Genomic DNA, 20,136 nt, shown 5'->3' on the forward strand with positions numbered 1-20,136 from the left:
ATAAATAGGAGATAAAAAAGGAGAGGCGAAAATGCTTTGTAATTACATTTTGTTGTGAATCAGTTGTTTGAGATTTTATATTTCTTTCAAATTATTTTTTATCAGAGGGATTGGTATTAAATAATTTATACTATATTAGTAGTCCAATATAAACTAATTCTTATTTGTCGGGTACGTAACCGTGTATTTTAATTTATCGTTTCCTGGTTTTACGGTAACGTTAACGTAATAAGTGCTTTTAAAATAGAATATGAATTGATAAAAACTTAAACTATGCTTAAACCTATCCGCGTATTTTTTACGCTTTTGATTCTACATTTCTGGCTTACGCCAATTTTTTCCCAATCCTTGCTCACCGGTGTTCTAAAAGACGCCCAGAGTCAACAGCCCCTGGCAAGTGTGACCGTAAGTGCAGGGAATCTCAAAAGTCAGACGGACAATTTAGGACGCTTTGAAATACAAGCCACCCAAGGGACTATGCTTCACTTCTCTCTCCTGGGCTACAAAGCAAAGGATACGCTAGCGACCCGGGGGCCGATGGAGATATTTTTGGAAAAACAGCTATCTGATTTAGACGAAATTGTTGTGGTGGGCTATGGAACCCAGCGCAGAGGAGACTTAACCGGCTCAATATCCTCGATCAAAGCGGAAGAACTCGTGAAGGTGCAAACACCAAGTTTTACCTCCGCCATTCAAGGAAAAGTACCCGGAGTATACATCTCTCAAACCTCCGGAGCCCCGGGAAGTTCTGCATCGGTTCGTATTCGGGGGGTAGGAACAACTGGGGGGAATCAACCTTTGTATGTGGTAGATGGATTTCCCATAAGTGCTGGGGCGTTGAGTATCAACCGGAGCTCCGACCGAATTGACGGGCTTTCTGTGATTAATCCAGCAGATATCGAATCCATAGAGGTGTTAAAGGATGCCGCATCTGCGGCCATTTATGGTGCAAGGGCTGCCAACGGGGTTATCCTTGTCACGACCAAACGTGGGAAAGCCGGTCAGGCAAAAGTAACCTTAAATTCATCCTACGGTATGCAGGATTTGTGGAAAAGACCTGAGTTTTTAAATGCTGAACAGTTCGCGACCCTGGCTAATGAGCTCTATACCAATTCAGGGATGACCCCTAATCCGGAATGGGCTAATCCGGCTTCATTTGGTGAGGGAACCAATTGGATTGATCAGGTTTTTCGCACTGCTCCAGTTCAAAACTACGATTTCACTGCCTCAGGAGGGACTGAAAAATTAAAAGCTTCGGCATCTCTAGGTTATCTGGATCAACAAGGTACGATGCTTGAAACCAATTATTCACGGTATACTGGTCGATTTACAGCAGACCTGACAGCAAGCGATCAACTTTCTTTTGGCGGATCCTTGGCGTACACCTATTCAACAGGAAAGGGACAACAAAACCAAGTGATGAACTACGGCATATTCAACCTTGCTCAGCAATTTTACCCAACCTTGGGGCCTGATGATGTAATCGATGGCTCCTCAGCCTACTATACCACGCAGGGGGATAATCCAGTCCTTAGAGCAAAGACCATGGATAACAACATGCGAAATTCGAGAATATTTGGAAATGCTTTTGGTAGTTATAAAATTATGGATGGATTGGTTTTTAAAACCAGTCTAGGAATTGATCAAGCAAATAATCGAAATTCAGCATGGGAACCCACTGTGGAAAGAGGACATTACCGTAATCTGCAGGCTTACTTAAGTGAGACCGCCTCAAATGATATGACCTGGTTGATTGAAAACACTCTTTCTTATAGTAAAACCTTTAATGATCATCATATTTCAGCAGTCGTTGGACAAACGGCTCAACGAAGTACGACGGACTGGATTACGGCAATTGGACGTGAGTTTTCTAATGAACAATTGCAAATTATCAATGGGAGTAAATCCGATTTGCGCGAGGCCGCAGGAACTAAAGGGGAATATGCTTTAGCATCATATTTAGCTCGGGCAAATTATGCTTTCAAGGATAAATATTTATTTTCTGCAAGTCTGCGCCGTGACGGATCTTCTAATTTCGGTCCAAATCAGAAATGGGGTAATTTCCCATCCGTTTCAGCAGGTTGGAATATTTCCGAGGAATCATTTCTTAACGATGTTGAATTTTTGAATGCTTTAAAAATTAGAGCAAGTTGGGGAGAGCTCGGGAATGATGCTATTGGATCATTTGGCTATTTGAATACCATCCGTAGTGGGACCTCCAGCGATAATTATGTCTTCGGATCAACGCAGGATCTGGTACTAGGAGCCTCCCTTTCTAGACCTGGAAACGCAAACCTCAAATGGGAAACAACAACTCAAACCAATTTCGGTATTGATGCCTCCTTGTTTGAAAATCAAGTGAGCCTTACAGCGGAATATTATATCAAAACTACCAAAGACATGTTGGTTAATCTTCCGGTATCCTTTGAGGCAGGATTTGCCTCAGCGCCATCGGTTAACGGGGGAGAGGTGGAGAATAAGGGATTTGAATTTTCCTTAGGCTATCAAAAAAACATAGGTGAATTATCTTTTGCGGTAAATGGTAACTTGTCTACCCTGCGTAACCAGGTGAAAAGTTTGGGTGTTGGTAGACCAATTAATGGACCAACGTTAACCTATACCAGTATGAGCTCATCCTATACGGAGGTTGGTAAGCCAATTGGTTATTATAGAGGATATCTGATAGAGGGAATTTATCAAAGCGACCAGGAAATTAACAAAACCCTTCAACCAAATGCTGTGGCTGGCGATTTTAAATTTAAAGACGTGAACGGCGATAATCTTTTAACAGATCTGGACCGCGTGGAATTAGGAACTCCTTGGCCCGAGCTCATGTATGGGTTAAACACGGATGTAAAGTATAAGGGATTTGATCTGAACATTCTGATTCAGGGCATTTCCGGGAATCAAATTTTTCATTCCAATAAGTTCTCTACTTATCCGATGAAATATTTTGGGGGATCAGGGGTAGTAAACTCTTCGATTCATGTATTGGACCGCTGGACCCCTGGGAGCGGGAAAAATGAAATTCCAGGCTTAAAGTATGTGGATGCCAACGGGAACTATGCCAATGCATCATCTTTTTATATTGAAGACGGAGATTATCTGCGAATTAGAAATGTGGTTTTGGGTTACAGCCTGCCAGCTTCACTTTTGCAGAAAACCAAAACATTCAAAAGTGTTCGATTGTATCTGAGTGCACAAAATTTATTCACATTCACTGATTATTCGGGTTTTGATCCAGAGGTAGGAAGTACAAATCCAATACGGGCTGGAATTGATGACGGGGTATACCCGATGCCGCGTACCATCACCTTTGGCTTGAATGTTTCCCTATAGATTATTAAAAACACAACACTATGAAAACGATTATGACCTATATATTTAGCGCCTTGTTGCTTGGCTTGATTACCTGCTGCGGGGATGCTTTTTTAACGCTTACTCCTAAAGACCAACTTACCGACCTGAATTTCTTTCAGACAGAATCGGATGCCCAGCAGGCTTTAATTGGAGTCTATGGTCAGCTACAGCCCAATGAAACCTTTGGGGTGTCTATTGATGCGGCTGATATAGAATGGGCAATGAGTGGGGATCTGTACGAGATGGACGGTTCTGCGGCCCGGATTGAAATCCACTCTTTAGCACTTCCGGCTAGTAATACCAAGATTAGAGACCTTTATAGACAAACCTATGTTGGGATTTCTCGAGCAAATTTTACGATTTCCCGAGTAGAGAAAATGGAAGAGTTAGATGCGCAAAAGAAAGCAGAGATTCTTGCACAAGCCAAGTTTTTAAGAGGAATTTTTTATTACCGATTAGCGAATTATTTTGGTGGGGTGCCCATAATATTAGAAGAACTGGATGCCAGCTCGGAGATGGAGATTCCTCGTTCTTCCATTCAGGAAGTCTGGGCACAAGTCGAAGCTGATTTAAAAGAAGCCGTACAGGTTCTACCTGAAGTTTGGCAAGGAAAGGATCAGGGAAGAGCAAGTAAAGGTGCAGCACAGGGTTTTCTGGCCAAAACTTATTTATGGCAAAACAAATGGGAGGATGTAGTCCGGATCAGTGAAGAGATGATTTCTTCAGGGAATTACGGACTTGAGCTTAATTTTAGAGATGTTTTTAGAGAAAGTAACGAAGGGAATAAAGAGATTGTCTTTGGTACACAATTTCGAGAAGGCAACGACGGAGAGGGTAGTAATATAGTTTACCGTACGGCCCCAAGAGGTGCCCCGTCTGAATTTACGGGTTCAGGAGCATGGAGCAATTTCGTACCACAGGGACATTGGGTGAATTCCTTTGAAAAAGATGGAACGGGTAAAATTATAGATAAGCGCTATTGGGATGTAATTATTGGTCCAGGTGAAGCGCATCAAGATATGCCTGCCTTTGTGATGCCTACCTCGGTACCTGCGGGATGGTCTAAAACGGGTTACATTACCACTAAATATTGGCAAAAAGCCACTATTGGAATGTCAGGGGTTAATGCTCCTGTGCTACGTTTTGCTGAGATTCTGTTAAACTATGCTGAGGCGTTGAATGAATCGGGCATGAGTGCAAAGGCCATGGAACAAGTCAATAAAATTCGAGTAAGAGCCGGTTTGAATGCAAAACCATTGGGCCTACCGAAAGATCAGGTGTTGGATGCTATTTTTAAGGAAAGAAGAATGGAGTTTTTGTGGGAATCTGCAGGAGCGTTCTCCGACTTGAATCGCAGAGGTCGTTTTATTGATTTTATCAAAGAGAACCGTGTTGATTTTCCTGCTCTTTCTGTAGAGAGTAAACCTTGGTTGAAAACTCAGCCTATCCGTTTACCTATTCCACGAGAAGCTTGGGAAAGAAATAGAGCGTTGGAACAGAATCCTGGTTATACCTTTTAATATAAGTAGTTGGTTAAGCTGTCTCCCCGATAGCTTTGTGTTTGTTAATGTTTAGTAGATGATCAAGGTGCCCGCTCGTGGCACCTTGATTACTTATATTCCTTGTTGCACCTTCAAATAGTCCCGATTGGGTTTTCTAGGCATGGTGGTTACCCTATGAAGCGTTAATTATAGATCAAATATTTTTTACGCATTTTATTGTATTTTTTCAAACCTGGCTCCCAGCTTTTACGAATTTGCTCTTGGGTGAGTCCTGAAACTATCTGTTTTTCTAAGGTATCACTTCCTGCAAGTCTATTAAAAACGACAATTTCTTTGCTTTGCTTATGATCGAAAAAGATCTCCTTTTTGGGGTGTTTTTGGTATGCTTCAATTAACCAGGTCAGGTTGATTTTTTTTTCTTTCCTTAACCGTACTAAATCGACCTGTCTTAAATCAAAACCATAACACAGCTCACCCAAATGGATTGGAGTGGCGCTCATTTCTTTTATACTAACCGGGGTGAACGAAAAATCGTAAATCCCTTTATAAGCCGGGCTTCCTATTACGGTAAAAGGAAACTGAGTTCCTCTTCCCTCACTCAGCACAGTTCCCTCGAATAAACAAGTTGATGGATACAAGACGACTGCCTGATAAGTGTTAATATTTGGGGACATATTCACTGGCGGAATATATTCCATGGAGTGGTCATAATTAGCGACTGGTATAATCTTAATTTTGCATTGGATTCCGGAGGCCAGCCAACCCTCTCCATTGATCATTTGTGCATACTCGGCTACAGTCATGCCATGTACAATGGGCACCGGATGCATGCCAATTCCGGATTGATAGGCCATGTCCAATATCGGACCATCCACGTAATGCCCGTTTGGATTTGGTCTATCTAGAATTAATAACTCTTTATCGTTTTCAGCACACGCTTCCATAACCCTATGCATTGTGCCCAAATAGGTGAAATAACGTACACCAATATCCTGCATATCAAAAATCATCAAGTCTATATCTGCCAACATCTCCTTGGTGGGCTTGTTTGTTTTTCCATATAAGGAAACAATTTTTACCCCGGTAGCTGCATCTTTTGAATCTTCGACTTCTACTCCCGCACCAACATTTCCTCGGAACCCGTGTTCAGGGCCAAAAACCTTCACGACATTTACCCCCAGGGCGATCAAACTATCTACACTCGATTTGTTTCCAATTATGGATGTGGGATTAATGACCATACCTATTCTTTTTCCTTTGAGATAATCGATGTATTCAGGAATTCGATCAGCTGCAGGTTGAATTTGAGAAATTGCGGTACTCATCATCAGTATAAGACCACATACCAGGGAGGTGAATTTAAATGTTATCATAATGTATTTGCTTAGCGTTCATCCTTTGTGGGTATGAATCGGTAGTATGAGTTTGTTTTAGTGTTGAATATAAGCTTAATATTCTTTTTGTCTGTTTTAAAAAATAAAAAGGGCAACAACCGGCTCACTCTAATAATTCGGCAGGAATTATTTTTTCTAGGGCGGTTTTCATTTTTTCATTATCAATGACAATGAATTTCCAGTTTTCCTTATCGGATGAGCTCGCAATGGCTTTTTTATAGGAATCCAATTTAAAAAATCCCGTTTCTTGATTATACTTAACATTTCCATCTCCGAATTCTTTCTCTAAACTTTTTAGTATAGTCTCTAATTTTAGCTCATCGAATTCCATCTGTACGAATTTCATTTCTATTGGAGAATGGTAGTCAAAGTTTACATAATTGACGCCTTGAATAAATTTCAGCTCACCAAAAGTATTGATCTTTGGAATCCCTAGTTTGAACACCAGATCAGGATTGTTGTAAATTGATTCGACGGCGGTTTTTAATTGTTCCTTTGAAATAATTTTATAAAATTTTGGATTGAGGTAGTCAAGTGCTTTATCAGTTTGCTTTTCACGAATTAAATTTGAATAAATCAAAAAATCTCGCTCGATTTTTTGATTTAGTTCTTGAGAATAAGACTTTGCAAATCCCAGTATGAGAAAGAGTATAATAAAGGTTTGTTTCATTTTGATGTTTTAATATAATTTGGTTCCCGATCCTGTAATAAATGGTGGTGTATTCATATACCAGGGTAAATATAATTCTATTTTCTTACATTTTTGGATCTTCTGGATCGGGATGTTTTTAATCGACTGGATCAGCAGTGGTCATTTGAGAAACACCATAATGGGTATCAAAAGTTGGAGCTGATAAGTGGGTTGTTCAGTCATCTTTTCTCTTGCGTATTCGGTTTGCGAATCGCTATAGTCTTGGTAGATAAAAATAACAAAAGGTCAAGTATTTTGCGCAAAATACTTGACAAATAAAAATTGAATAGAGTAAAAATAGAATAAGATGAGTTGATCCTAAGGGTTTATTTTTTCATAGGTTAATTCAATCACTCCGGATTTAAAAACACGAGTTCCGGTTAAGCAGAGATTGATTCTATTTTTCAACTCTTCAAACAAAGGTTTACCACTTCCTAAAACGATGGGGTGCACAGAGAGTTTGTAGGTATCAATAAGACCTAAATTAATAAACGTTTTAATCAAGTTCGCTCCGCCATACATCCAAATATTCTTGCCTGGCTGCTGTTTGATTTGGGTTACTTTGGATGCAATATCGCAAGAGATATAGGTCGCCTTTTCAGCTGTTAGATTCTGTCTTGAAAAAACGAATTTATTTTTGGCGTGCACAGCTTGCCAGAGTTCTTTTTCTTGCTGACTCGAATCCTCTTCTGGTTCATAATTACCCCACTGTTGATAGCTTACTCTCCCGTAAAAGATGGTGTCAACAGATTCTAAAAAATCGTTAAAACCCATATCCTCGTCCAATATGCACCAATCTATTTCTCCATGTTCTCCTTCTATGAATCCATCTAAACTTACCGCAAGGTTTAAAATTATTTTCTTCATCTATATTAATCAGTTAGTACTAACTCAAGTGCCATTTCTTAGCTGAAGATACAAAAAAAGTAATTTCCAACAGAACACTCAATCAACCATTCACCAGACTGGTTGGTGTAAGTACAGTCATTTATTTTGGGTCAATCCAGGTGCAGAATTCATCTGACTCCTTTGACTTTCGATCCTAGTGAATCGAAATTAATTCAATAGGACTTTAAGTTTATCCTATACCAATTTTAGGAATGATTTTCACTGGACTAATTTGCAGAATAGGTCTTTCTTTTTGCGCTAATTTTTAAAAATATTATTGTTAATTTAATATTAAATATTACTTTAGTACTGAATTATAACCAACAACGCCTTAATTCGTGTACGTAACCGATATTTCTGAATTTTCAAGCTTTTTAAAAAGCGGTAACGTAAACGTTTTTTTGGTTACAATAGAACTAATTGAGTATAAAATTTTATAAAACTTTGAATTATGATTAAACTTATGCGGATACTCATCCCTCTTTTAATCGCGAATTTCTGGATTGTAACCCTGTACGGCCAGTCCCCAATTAGCGGTGTTGTAAAAGATGTAGAAACAAAACAGACGCTTCCGAACGTGACAGTAACACTCGGGGAAGTAGTCACGCAAACTGACCAATCGGGTCGTTTTGAAATTAACGGGAAACCAGGAAATACGATACGCTTTTCTTTTTTAGGTTATCAGGGAAAAGAAATGAAAGCTACCGCTGCGGTGATGGATGTGCTGCTGTCCCCACAACTCTCGGATTTGGATGAAGTTGTGGTCGTGGGATATGGTACTCAGAAGAAAGGGAACCTAACGGGTTCGGTGGATGTGATTTCCGGTGAGAGATTGAGCAATCGGACTTCCAATACGGTGGCTGATCTGATTAAAGGCGCCTCACCGAATCTAAATATTGGTATGAACATGCGTGGGGGAGAACCTGGGGCAGTGAGTTCTTGGAACTTAAGAGGTATGGCCTCAATTTCAGGAGGGGGATCACCGTTAATTCTGGTAGACGGAGTGGAGATGAACATCACCAATGTGGATCCAGAATCCATTGAGAGTGTCTCGATCCTCAAAGATGCTTCTGCATCTGCCGTTTATGGGTCAAGGGCTCCTTTTGGTGTGATTTTGATCACCACCAAACAAGGAAAAAGAGATGGAACGGTGGCCATTGGTTATACCGATAATTTATCCTGGGCTAGCCCTATTCGTAACCCGAGTCATGTCGATTCTTATACCTGGGCCACAGCCTATAATCAGGCGCAGAGCAATGCTGGACTGGCTGCATTATACAGTGATGAGCAGGTGGAACGTATAAAAGGATATATCGATGGAACTTTCCCTCACGAATACGATCCGGAAAATCCCATAAGCAATATTTGGGCTGGACGCCGTGATGGAAACGCCAACAACAATTGGGCCCGGATGCTCCTGCGCGATAATTCTTTTAACCAGAAACACAACATCAATGTGAATGGCGGAAATGAAAAAAATCAGTATTATATTTCTGGGGGATTCATTGAGCAAAATGGTATGTATGAATGGGGGAATGACAGCTACAAGCGGTATAATTTCGTAGGTAACGTGAATTCTCAAGTCACCCCTTGGTTAAATTTCCGCTCAAGTGTAAAATATGCATCTGGGCACACTGATTTTCCTATGGGTGAGACGACCGTAGGACGAGAGCATACGTTCAGGGAAATCCTATTTTTCGCTCCGATGATGCCTTTTCATAACATCAACGGGACGGTGCAAAGTCCTCTAGTTCGTTTGATGCAAGATTCCGGACGGGATCAGGCGCATACCAATGATTTCTTTATCACTCTTGGAGGTGAACTCGAGCCGATTAAAGGATGGAAGACGAATTTTAGTTACAATTACAACAACCAGGGCCGAAGAGGAACCTCTAACCCTAAGCCCATAATGGTTGAGCTTGGAGACGGCAATTTTGGGAATATTGGTAAACCGGCTGCTGTTTACAATACCGCTTTTTCTCAGAACATATACACTTTAATTAACGGAACGACCTCTTATGAAAATACCTTCGGCGATCATTTTCTTAAGGCATTAGTTGGGTATGAACAGGAATACCGGTATTCCACCGGTTTGAGTGCTTCTGGTACAGGACTGATCTCTGAGGAAATCGTTTCCTTAAGTACTGCTCTAGGGGATAAAACCGTTTCAGATAATATTACGCACTGGGCAACTCAAGGCGTGTTTGGAAGATTGAATTACAATTTTCAAGAGAAATATCTTGTTGAAGTCAGCGCCCGTTATAACGGATCTTCCCGCTTTGAAGATGGGAAGCGTTGGGGATTTTTCCCTTCAGCCTCTGTGGGATACAACGTATCTAAAGAAAATTTTTGGCAGCCAATTACGCCCTATGTGAATGATTTGAAGTTCAGATTGTCTTATGGATCCCTTGGAAATCAAAATGTATCCAATTATCTGTACCTACCAACCATTCCAATTTATAACAATGTAAACTGGATTATTGACGGAGAGCGTCCGGGTTATGCAAATGTTCCTGGTTTAATTTCAGATGATTTAACTTGGGAAACTATCACGACGCTTAATGCAGGGATTGATGCTCGTTTTATGAGCAATAAATTGAGCTTAACCTTTGATTGGTACAATAGAGTAACTACCAATATGTTAGGACCAGTTGTCACCCTTCCATATCCATTAGGAGCTGCCACTCCTAAAGCTAATAATGCAGAACTCTCAACCAAAGGTTTTGAGCTGATCTTAGGATGGAAAGATAGCCCTTCAGATCAATTCTCGTACAACGCAAGTGTCAGTCTAGGGGATAGCCGTTCAACGATTCTGAAATATCTAAATGATAAGAATCTTATAGGCGATTGGTATAAGGGTAAACGAGCAGGGGAAATATGGGGCTTTGAGAGTGATGGTATAATTCAAACTCAGGGTGAGCCAATGCCAGATCAATCCAAATTTCATACAAAGTGGGGTCCAGGTGATATGAAATACAAGGATCTCAATGGCGATGGGGTTATAAATGATGGTCAGCGTACCATTGATGATCATGGTGATTTAAAGGTGATTGGTAACGATAGAGAGCGTTACAATATCGGGATTACCGGCGGAATTCAATGGAAGCAGTTTGATTTCTCTATGTTTTGGCAAGGAGTTGGAAAACGTGATTTTAACCCCGATACCGGGTCCGCTGTATTCTGGGGCATGACCAATGCATGGGGGAATTCAGGATTATTTGAAGATTCTTACAATTTAGACTACTGGAGACCGGCTGATGAAACCAATGTATTAGGCCCAAATACGGATTCGTATTTACCAAAGCCTTATTTCTCAGCAGAGACCTCAAAAAATCGTCAAAGCCAGGACCGCTATCTATTGAACGCTTCGTATTTGCGCTTAAAAAACCTACAGGTTGGCTATAATCTGCCAGCGGATATGTTGCAAAAAATCAAAGTGAGTAACATCCGGGTGTATTTCTCTGGAGAGAATTTATTGACCTTTACAAAATTGCCAAAAGTATTCGACCCGGAAACTATTTTCGCCTCGGACGACCGTTATGGTGGATATTTAACCTCAGGGGTGATTTATCCGATATCAAGGACCTTTTCTTTTGGCTTGAATATCACTTTTTAAACTGAATTCATACTTTATTTATAAAAGACATGAAAAAATATATCACGATACTGACCTGCTCAATCACTTTGCTATTGCTGAGTGCTTGCAATAAGGACTTTTTAAACCGTACGCCATTAGATGCAGTGACTACGCCGGATTTCTTTAAGACCCCGGATGAGCTCAGAACTTATGTTAATGGGTTTTATACAGCCGCTAATTTTCCGAAATACGCCAACCATGGTGATGATTTCGATAGCGATAACCAAACCAATGGCGCACCCAATACAAGACTTGAAGGTACCCGAACTGTCTCTACCTCAGGGAGCATTGGTTTTGGGGATGTACGCCGGATTAATTATTTCTTTGATAATTATCATGTAGTCAAAGAGAATTATGAACTCGAAGATTACCAGCAGTTTTTGGGAGAAGCCTATTTCTTTAGGGGGCTGATTTACTTTAATTTGCTCAAAAGCTACGGCCCGATCCAGATCTTGACAGGCACATTAGGAACCAGTTCTCCAGAAGTATACAACCCACGTAACCCGCGTAACGAAGTGGCCGACTTTATCATTAGTCAATTGGATTCTGCTGCGATGTATTTAAGTCCAGAGAAAACCTCAGGCGATGCAAGATTAAACAAATGGATCGCTTTACTCATACAGAGTCGGGTGGCTCTGTATGAGGGGACCTGGGAAAAATACCATCAAGGAACTGAATTTGGTGTACCGGACGCTCAGCCCGAGAAATACCTCAAAAAGGCGGCTGAGGCATCCAAAGAAATTATTGAATCGGGGTTATACTCCGTGTATTCCAATAACAAGCCTGAAACGGATTACAAAGAATTATTCTCCTTGCTGGATTACAGCAGAAATAGCGAAGCGATGTTCTGGCGTAAATACGATAATGAGTTAACCAAAGGGAGTGGCACCTTTACCAATGATCGTTTTTTCCGGATGGAAACTCCGACCAGTAAGACCATTACCAAAGAAATGGCCGATGCCTATTTATGTATCGATGGCCGCCCCATTACAGGGAATCCGCTGTTTGGAGGATATGAGAATATCACCAAAGAAGCCCAGAACCGTGACCCGCGCTTTTATCAGTCCATTGCATTGCCTGGTGAGGTTTGGAAAGTACATACCGATGGAAAAGTTGAACTTTATAAGGTTGTGTATGATAAACTAAATAGTTCAGGAGATTACAACGCACCTTCTGGTTATGTGATTCAAAAGGGGTATAATCCAATGATGCAATATCATAAGCAACAAACAGAGGAATCTCCGGCCTTGATTTACCGTTACGCTGAGGTGCTATTGAATTATGCCGAGGCTAAAGCGGAATTGGGAGAGATTAATCAAGGGGATATCGATATCAGCATCAAGCCACTCCGTGATCGGGTTGGACTTCCTAATCTAGTCTTAGGAGGTATTGCCGTGGATCCGAAATGGAATTTTCCAAATCTTTCTCCGATCATCAATGAGGTGCGCCGTGAGCGCAGGGTAGAACTGTTAGCAGAAGGGTTGCGCTGGGACGATATTGCCCGCTGGGCTGCGGCCGATGAGCTGATTGTAGGTAAAAGGCCGACAGGCTTTTTAGCTTCACAAATCACGAAGAATCCTTATCCGGTAAACGCAGATGGATTTTTAGATCCGCTTCAAAAAGCAATGCCAAATGGTTGGGGCTTTAAATTGGACCGAGATTATTTGAATTCTATTCCAGAGAGCGAAATTGTTTTGAATGATAATTTAGAGCAAAATCCTGGTTGGACCAAGTGATGTTCTTTTTAATAAAACCTACTATGGTATCTAAAGTTAAGTTTTTAATAAAAAATATACAGTTCGTTTTTTTGTTGTTAGTGGTGAACTTGAATGCAGGCCTCTGTTTACAGAGGCCGCAATCAGGGCAAAATCAAACCGTTGAAAAAAACGCGCTGCACACGCCTAAGATTTCTCTGAGCTTAAATCACTCCGATTGGCAATATGAACTAGGAGAAAAGGCTGTATTTTCCCTTGAGCTCGATTTGGATAAACCACATGATGATCTCCAGGTACAATACAGTATAGGCCTTGAAAAAATGCCTCCTTTGAAAAAAGGAAAAGTTAAACTAAAGGATGGTAAAGCTGAAATTGTGGCCCAGGGCTTAGCTGAATCAGGTTTCCTTCGCTGCACGGTGAACGTTCAGTTGGACGGTAAATCCTATTCGGCAGTAGCTACAGCCGCATATTTGCCGCACAAAATTGAAGCTTCTTCTGAATTACCTAAGGATTTCGCCTCTTTTTGGAAGACACAAATCGCCGATTCAAAAAAAGTAGATTTGAATCCTAAATTAACGCCACTTGGCCAGATACGAGATGACTCGGTACGGGTTTATCAGGTGGAATATGAGTTTTATAACGATGGAGTCCAAAAATTTTATGGCGTATTATCCCTTCCAAAATCGAGCAAAGGTAAAAACGATCAATTCAAAAAGTTTCCAGCTATAGTTCGCTTTCCTGGCGCCGGGGTTGCTCCTTTATCAGGAGACCCTGAAAATGCGGCAAACGGTTTTATAACTTTGGACCTCTATATACACAATCACCAGGTGAATTTGCCTAAATCTTTTTACGATGGGCTGAAAACAGGAGAACTCAAAGATTACATGTATAAGGGATTGACCGATAGGGATTCGTTTTACTACAACAGGGTGATTTTGGGCTGTGTGAGATCGATAGATTTAATTTATTCTCTGGATGAATTTGATGGAGAGAATCTTGGCGCCTGGGGTTCCTCTCAAGGTGGCGCTCTCTCGATTATCACTACATCTCTAGAACCAAGAATCGATTATTTTGTTGCCTTATGTCCTGCAATGTGTGACCACCCAGGTTATTTAAAAGGAAGAGCTGGGGGCTGGCCTCATGTGTTTACAAAAAAAGACCTTTATAAAGAGAATCAACCCCAAGTACTCCATACTTTAGGGTATTATGATGTGGTGAATTTTGCAAAATTCATTCGGGTTCCCGGGTACTTTTCCTGGGGTTTTAATGACCAGACCACTCCGCCAACTTCATTTTATGCGGCCTATAATCAGATTGAATCTCCGAAAGAAATATTGATTATTCCAAATGGAGAACATAAGATATATCCTGAACAAAAAAAGGTAACTTACAGTTGGCTAAAGGATCAACTGGGAAAATAATAGATGAATAGAAGATGGTTTTTAAGAAATTCGGCGCTAGCGTTAACCTCGATGAATTTTCTCTCTACAGAGAAACTTAGTGCTAGAGTGAATGTCAAAAGAGAGAAAATGAATGAAATAAAAATTGCAACAGTTGATTCTAATTTTGAACGTGAAAAACTTCGATTTCCATTCGGGTTTAAGGGTGGTTATTTGAGTGAACTTTGGCAAATTATATCCCAAGTTCAGAGCGAAAATGGACATGTTGGTTTAGGGCTCTCTACCCAAAGTGTCCTGTATGGAGACGCCAAGGTATTCAGTGAGTTTTCAGAATCACAAGGCAATGCCCTCATGTTTGCCTTATTGGGAAAGGCTCTTAAGTTAATTCGTGGCGAAGTATTTGTTGATCCTATAGAACTCATCGATCGCATTGTTCCGCAATTATTTCTTCAGGCAAAACGACTAACCCAGAATCCTGAGCTCAACATTAATTTTGTTTATAACGCTCTGGTTAGCCTGGATAATGCCTTATGGATGTTGTACGCTAAAGAAAATGGAATTACCCGTTTTGATAAACTAGCACCTTCTGCTTACAGCACGCTCTTTAGTCATAAAAATTCCAGAATTGCAGTAATGTTCCAAATATCCTATGATATGCCTTTGCAGGATATTCAAAATGCAGCCAATGCGGGCTATTTTATTTATAAAATAAAAACAGGTGCCTCCGGGAGCCCAAGCGAAATGCTTAAGAAAGATCAGCAAAGATTAGCTGAAATTCATGAGGTATTAAAACAAGTGAGCACGCCGCATAGCCCCAATGGTAAGGTTTATTACACCATGGATGCCAATGGACGTTACCCGAATAAGGCTTTGTTAGGTAAGTATTTGGATTATGCAAAGCAAATTGGTGCTTTTGATCACATTTTGTTTTATGAGGAACCCTTTGGAGAAGACAATACAGAGAACGTCTCGGATTTAGGTCTGATGATTGCCTGTGATGAATCCCTTCATTCCCCCCAGGATGCATACCGAAAGCTTGACCTAGGCTATGGCGCTTTTGTCTTAAAAGGAATTGCCAAAACACTGAGTCTCACGGTAAAGATTGCTGCTGTAGCCAAGGAGCGAGGAATCCCTTGTCTATGCTCTGATCTCACCGTAAATCCGATATTAATTGACTGGAATAAAAATGTTGCGGCCAGCATGGCTCCCTTCCCAAAGTTGGGCATGGGCATGATGGAGACCAATGGAGATATGAATTATCAAAACTGGGAGGAGATGAAAACAAGACATCCTTATTCTGGAGCGAATTGGACTCTGGTCAAAAATGGCGTCTTTGAACTGGATGAAGATTTTTATACTCGCGCCGGAGGAATCTTTGAGCCATCGCCGTATTATCAAAATTTATTAAAAGCTAAATCTTCGTAGAAATTCGTTTTAGATGATGAGAAAAAATTTGAAATTACGCTTTAGAAGACCTTGGTTTTTGGCTTTTTTTCTACTGCTATTTTTAGGGTCCTGGAAACCGTTAGACGGGCCTGCACCGGTTGAAATAAACCTTTCTGTGCTTGCGGGAATGCAATATAGCCTTGCGCGCTTTCATGTTTTACCTGGCCAAAAGGTAACGATTAATTTTACCAATAGCGATGATATGGACCATAACTTATTAATCCTTTCGCCAAAGAGTAGGTTAAGCATTGTGAAGGCGGCCGCAGATTTAGGCGCTTCAGGAAAACAAATGAATTATATTCCTAAGCGTAAAGAGGTGCTTTTTAGTATTCCCATTGTGGAGCCCACAAGACGCAAAAGTATAACCTTTACCGCTCCGAAGGAACAAGGAGTTTATCCTTATGTTTGCAGTCTTCCGGGACATGGATTCTTAATGTATGGAGCGATGTATGTCGATGATTCACCTAAGATGCCAGATCTGGCTAATGATCTCCATATCCCAGAGCAAAGACGTAAATCATCTGAGCAGCCGCAGCGCAAACATTCTTATGCGCTAAAGCCACCTTATTATTACCGAACCTACATTCAGGGAGCCTCTCCAGCGGCCATCATTGTTCGCCTTAGTGAGAATTTATCCATTTGTTGGGATGCTGGTCCTTGTAGATTACGATTTGCCTGGGAAGGTGATTTTGTTGATCAGCAGGCGATATGGAAAGGACATAAAGACGCCAAATCGGAGATTCTTGGAGAAATTTTTTACCGCGAGAACGCAAAATTTCCGATAGAATTCCAGGGAATGGACCCGTCCGAAAAACCTACATTTAAAGGCTATAGAATTCTAAAGGAGGGTTATCTCGAATTTCAGTATCAAATTGGATCGCGTAAGGTGTATGAAACGATTAAAGAATTAAAAAAGGAGAATGGGCTCATTCGTCATTTTCGAATTCAAAACCCAGGCTCGCGTGTTTATTTTAATTTCACAAAGACCCCTGGTGTACACTATTATTATCAGGGAAAACCTGTTTTATCCGAAAGGTTAGAATTATCCCGGGAGCATGCAGCAGAATTTTCAGTGGAACTAATAAAAGAATAATGTACATCAAACCATTTAAATATTCTATCGGAAATTTTCTTACAGCAGTCCTGATAACGCTGCTTGTAGGTTGCCAGAGGGAGCCACAATCCTCAGTATTTCCCTATACGATCGAAGATGTTCCAACCCCAGAAGGCTTAACGGCTGAGGTGGCGGCAATTGATGTGTTGAAAGACGGACGATTGATAGCCGCTTTTATGCGGGGGGAGATTATGATTTATAATCCAAAAGATAGCTCTTGGAAACTTTTTGCATCCGGGCTTCATGAACCTCTTGGTCTAATGGCGGTGAATGAAAAAGAAATACTGGTCATGCAACTCGCTGAGCTGACCCGGATTGTAGATAGCGATGGCGATACCCTTGCTGATCAGTATGAAACACTATATGACGGTTTTGGAATGACGGGCAATTACCATGAGTTTGCCTATGGACCTGTCAAGGATTCTAAAGGGAATCTTTTTGTTGCCTTAAACACCTCTTCCTCGGGAGGAGGGGTATCAGATGAACTGCGTGGCGAGCAAGATTCCTTAGGGAAATCTGCTAAAAGAGCAATGTTTTCAACGGTACCTTATAGAGGTTGGGTAATGAAGATTGCTCCCGATGGCAAGATATCACCTTTTGCAATGGGTTTTCGCTCTCCCAATGGGTTGGTTATAGGAAAGGATGATCAGCTCTATCTCACCGATAACCAAGGAGATTGGGTTGGTTCGAGTTGTTTATACCAAGTTCAACAGGGTAAGTTTTATGGCCATCCGGCAAGTTTAATCTGGAAAGAGGGATGGAATAAAGGCAATCCCTTTGCATTACCTATAGATTCTTTGGAACACATGCGCGAAAAACCAGCTGTCATATTTCCCCATGACGTGATTGCAAATTCTCCATCACAACCTGTTTTAATTAAAGACCATAAGGAGCTTCGAGCTTTTCAAGGTCAATACTTGGTTGGAGAGATGAATCAAGGGAGATTGGTGCGAATTATACTGGAGCAGACCCAGGATGGAATCACGCAAGGATCCGTTACCCCGTTTTTGGATGGTCATGGACTTAGAAAAGGAAATAATCGACTTGCCTTTGGTCCAGATGGAAGTTTATGGATTGGACAGTCTGATCATGGCTGGCTAGGTGATCGGGGCATACAGCGAGTGCAGTTTAATGGAGGGGTGCCATTCGATATTCAATCCATGAACCTGACTAAAAAAGGCTTTAGTTTATCCTTTACCAGAGTTTTACAGGCCTCAGATGGAGAAGATTTGCTTGGGAAAATTAAAATAAAAAAGTACCGTTATCTCTATCATGATAAGTATGGATCAAAGCAAACAGATGTACAAAATGTTGACTTAAAATCACTTGACCTTTCATTTGATAAAAAAAGACTTGATCTAAATCTTGGTGATATGACCCAAGGTTTTGTGTATGAACTGACCTTAGATTCCGTGTTTTCAAAGAACAATCGGGACACGATGAATCAAAAGGTAATTGCATACACCTTAAAGAAGAAAATATAAATCGGCTGTGGAAATCAGCCTCAAAATAAACCGGTGAAAATTAAACCAAATTATATGAGAAGCATAGGAATCGCATTAATCATATCGCTGCTATTTTGTCAAAACAGTTTGGCTCAAAAACAGCAAACTCAGGAAAAAAAAGAATTATGGAATAAAATTTCTCCTTTTTTCTCGCCACCTGAAAAATTCCAGAGTCAATACGGAGATTTCAAATCTTTCCTTCATTTTTCCGATGGCAAAGCCGTCAAGACAGCGAAAGACTGGTCAATTAAACGGGCTGAAATTTTAAAGAAATGGCATGGTATGATGGGGGCATGGCCAGCTGCGATTACGAATCAAAAACTCGAAATCTTGGATTCGGTAAAAAAAGAGGGGTATATGCAATATAAGGTGAGCTTTAATTGGATGCCAAATACGAAAACAGACGGCTATTTGTTGATTCCCGAGTCTCCTAAAAGTAAAATGCCTGCGGTTATAACGGTATTCTATGAGCCCGAAACGGCTATTGGAGAAGGTAAAGCTGGAAGAGATTTTGCTAGGGGTCTGGCGCTTCGTGGTTTTGTAACTCTTTCTCTGGGTACCAGAGAGGCTTCAAAGGAAAGGGTCTATTCGCTCTATTACCCAAGCATGGAGCAAGCAACAATTCAACCCCTTTCAGCTTTAGCTTATGCGGCAGGTAACGCTTGGTATGCCTTATCCAAACATCCTTCTGTAGATTCTACACGAATTGGTATCATGGGGCATTCTTTTGGCGGGAAATGGGCTATGTTTGCATCTGCTTTATTTGATCGCTTTGCCTGCGGAGTTTGGTCCGATCCGGGAGTTGTTTTCGATGAAACCAAGGGTGCCGCAGTGAATTATTGGGAGCCTTGGTATTTGGGGTATTATAATCCACCTTGGGAAAACACCTGGCGTAAAACGGGCATGATTCCGCAAGCAAAAGGTTTATACCCGAAATTGATTCAGCAAGGTGATGATTTGCATGAACTTCACGCTTTGATGGCACCAAGACCATTTTTAGTCTCTGGTGGGTCTTCCGATCCAAAGGAGCAATGGGTGCCCTTGAATCACAGCATTAGGCTCAACAAATTGCTTGGGTATACTGACCGGGTAGCCATGACCAATCGTCCGGATCATGCCCCAAATGAGGAATCAAACGATCAAGCATACACTTTTTTTGAATATTTTTTAAAGTAGCTAATATCCAAAGGACTTTTGTTTTAACCTGTTGACTTTGACTATGTATGGTTTAAAAGAAATTTCTGGTATGATAAGTCAGTTGTCGGTCCCGATTTTCCGTTTACAATGAGACTTGAAGGGATTTAATGATATTAAACAAAACAGTTAGTCTAAAGAACATAATTTAAAGCGACACGTGTCAATTTTAAGATATTTAGATCAAACTGGGTTTGTTATGTTACAAGAAAATGGTAAATCTGGCCTTGTTTTGTTACAAAGTTAGGTCAAACTAACTAGTATCAAATTATGATATCATTGCTTTAGAA

At 40.8% G+C, this 20,136-nt stretch carries 12 protein-coding genes; 9 read left to right on the forward strand and 3 right to left on the reverse strand.

All coding sequences use genetic code 11. The features are described 5' to 3' along the window. Positions 1–273 precede the first annotated feature (273 nt). Both AC6CHH_RS12950 and AC6CHH_RS12955 read left to right on the forward strand, forming a co-directional pair. Positions 274–3,339 (forward strand): SusC/RagA family TonB-linked outer membrane protein, encoded by a 3,066-nt coding sequence (locus tag AC6CHH_RS12950; RefSeq protein ID WP_498283514.1) that lies wholly within the window; start codon positions 274–276, stop codon positions 3,337–3,339. Positions 3,340–3,359: 20 nt separating this feature from the next. Next, a complete protein-coding gene (locus AC6CHH_RS12955) occupies positions 3,360–4,880 on the forward strand; it encodes a RagB/SusD family nutrient uptake outer membrane protein (RefSeq protein ID WP_498283515.1) in 1,521 nt (506 codons plus the stop codon). A 164-nt stretch (positions 4,881–5,044) separates the two neighbouring features. On the opposite strand, the gene AC6CHH_RS12960 is transcribed toward AC6CHH_RS12955, so the two are convergent. The 3 genes from AC6CHH_RS12960 to AC6CHH_RS12970 form a co-directional block, all read right to left on the reverse strand. Then, positions 5,045–6,235, reverse strand: coding sequence for an exo-beta-N-acetylmuramidase NamZ family protein (locus tag AC6CHH_RS12960; protein ID WP_498283517.1), 1,191 nt, complete (start codon positions 6,233–6,235; stop codon positions 5,045–5,047). Positions 6,236–6,359: 124 nt separating this feature from the next. Next, complete coding sequence (locus tag AC6CHH_RS12965) at positions 6,360–6,926, reverse strand: hypothetical protein (RefSeq protein ID WP_498283519.1); 567 nt, start codon at positions 6,924–6,926, stop codon at positions 6,360–6,362. Positions 6,927–7,265: 339 nt separating this feature from the next. Beyond that, on the reverse strand, positions 7,266–7,814 hold the full coding sequence (locus AC6CHH_RS12970; RefSeq protein ID WP_498283521.1) for a dihydrofolate reductase family protein: 549 nt from the start codon (positions 7,812–7,814) through the stop codon (positions 7,266–7,268). Positions 7,815–8,286: 472 nt separating this feature from the next. Between AC6CHH_RS12970 and AC6CHH_RS12975 the strand changes: the two genes are divergently transcribed. The 7 genes from AC6CHH_RS12975 to AC6CHH_RS13005 are packed head-to-tail and all read left to right on the forward strand — an operon-like array spanning position 8,287 to position 19,828. After that, a complete protein-coding gene (locus AC6CHH_RS12975) occupies positions 8,287–11,451 on the forward strand; it encodes a SusC/RagA family TonB-linked outer membrane protein (protein ID WP_498283523.1) in 3,165 nt (1,054 codons plus the stop codon). Between the two features lie 29 nt (positions 11,452–11,480). Next, a complete protein-coding gene (locus tag AC6CHH_RS12980) occupies positions 11,481–13,208 on the forward strand; it encodes a RagB/SusD family nutrient uptake outer membrane protein (protein ID WP_498283525.1) in 1,728 nt (575 codons plus the stop codon). Between the two features lie 23 nt (positions 13,209–13,231). Next, positions 13,232–14,608 carry an acetylxylan esterase gene (locus AC6CHH_RS12985; protein ID WP_498283527.1) on the forward strand — a complete coding sequence of 459 codons (1,377 nt, stop codon included), beginning with the start codon at positions 13,232–13,234 and terminating at the stop codon, positions 14,606–14,608. A 3-nt stretch (positions 14,609–14,611) separates the two neighbouring features. Beyond that, a complete protein-coding gene (locus tag AC6CHH_RS12990) occupies positions 14,612–16,012 on the forward strand; it encodes an enolase C-terminal domain-like protein (RefSeq protein WP_498283529.1) in 1,401 nt (466 codons plus the stop codon). A 13-nt stretch (positions 16,013–16,025) separates the two neighbouring features. Beyond that, positions 16,026–17,126, forward strand: coding sequence for a plastocyanin/azurin family copper-binding protein (locus AC6CHH_RS12995; protein WP_498283531.1), 1,101 nt, complete (start codon positions 16,026–16,028; stop codon positions 17,124–17,126). Then, positions 17,126–18,631 carry a PQQ-dependent sugar dehydrogenase gene (locus tag AC6CHH_RS13000; protein WP_498283533.1) on the forward strand — a complete coding sequence of 502 codons (1,506 nt, stop codon included), beginning with the start codon at positions 17,126–17,128 and terminating at the stop codon, positions 18,629–18,631. Before AC6CHH_RS12995 ends, AC6CHH_RS13000 begins: the two co-directional genes overlap by 1 nt. 54 nt (positions 18,632–18,685) lie before the next feature. After that, positions 18,686–19,828, forward strand: a complete 1,143-nt coding sequence (locus AC6CHH_RS13005; protein ID WP_498283535.1) for a prolyl oligopeptidase family serine peptidase — start codon at positions 18,686–18,688, stop codon at positions 19,826–19,828. Positions 19,829–20,136 lie beyond the last annotated feature (308 nt).

The organism is Sphingobacterium sp. GQ94, assembly GCF_059758715.1.

Bases quoted from the DNA above. Each gene is read 5' to 3' on its own strand.
- AC6CHH_RS12960 (WP_498283517.1), bottom strand. From the start codon at position 6,235: ATGATAACATTTAAATTCACCTCCCTGGTATGTGGTCTTATACTGATG.
- AC6CHH_RS12985 (WP_498283527.1), top strand. From the start codon at position 13,232: ATGGTATCTAAAGTTAAGTTTTTAATAAAAAATATACAGTTCGTTTTT.
- AC6CHH_RS12965 (WP_498283519.1), bottom strand. From the start codon at position 6,926: ATGAAACAAACCTTTATTATACTCTTTCTCATACTGGGATTTGCAAAG.
- AC6CHH_RS12980 (WP_498283525.1), top strand. From the start codon at position 11,481: ATGAAAAAATATATCACGATACTGACCTGCTCAATCACTTTGCTATTG.
- AC6CHH_RS12955 (WP_498283515.1), top strand. From the start codon at position 3,360: ATGAAAACGATTATGACCTATATATTTAGCGCCTTGTTGCTTGGCTTG.
- AC6CHH_RS12950 (WP_498283514.1), top strand. From the start codon at position 274: ATGCTTAAACCTATCCGCGTATTTTTTACGCTTTTGATTCTACATTTC.
- AC6CHH_RS12970 (WP_498283521.1), bottom strand. From the start codon at position 7,814: ATGAAGAAAATAATTTTAAACCTTGCGGTAAGTTTAGATGGATTCATA.
- AC6CHH_RS12995 (WP_498283531.1), top strand. From the start codon at position 16,026: ATGATGAGAAAAAATTTGAAATTACGCTTTAGAAGACCTTGGTTTTTG.
- AC6CHH_RS12975 (WP_498283523.1), top strand. From the start codon at position 8,287: ATGATTAAACTTATGCGGATACTCATCCCTCTTTTAATCGCGAATTTC.
- AC6CHH_RS13005 (WP_498283535.1), top strand. From the start codon at position 18,686: ATGAGAAGCATAGGAATCGCATTAATCATATCGCTGCTATTTTGTCAA.
- AC6CHH_RS13000 (WP_498283533.1), top strand. From the start codon at position 17,126: ATGTACATCAAACCATTTAAATATTCTATCGGAAATTTTCTTACAGCA.
- AC6CHH_RS12990 (WP_498283529.1), top strand. From the start codon at position 14,612: ATGAATAGAAGATGGTTTTTAAGAAATTCGGCGCTAGCGTTAACCTCG.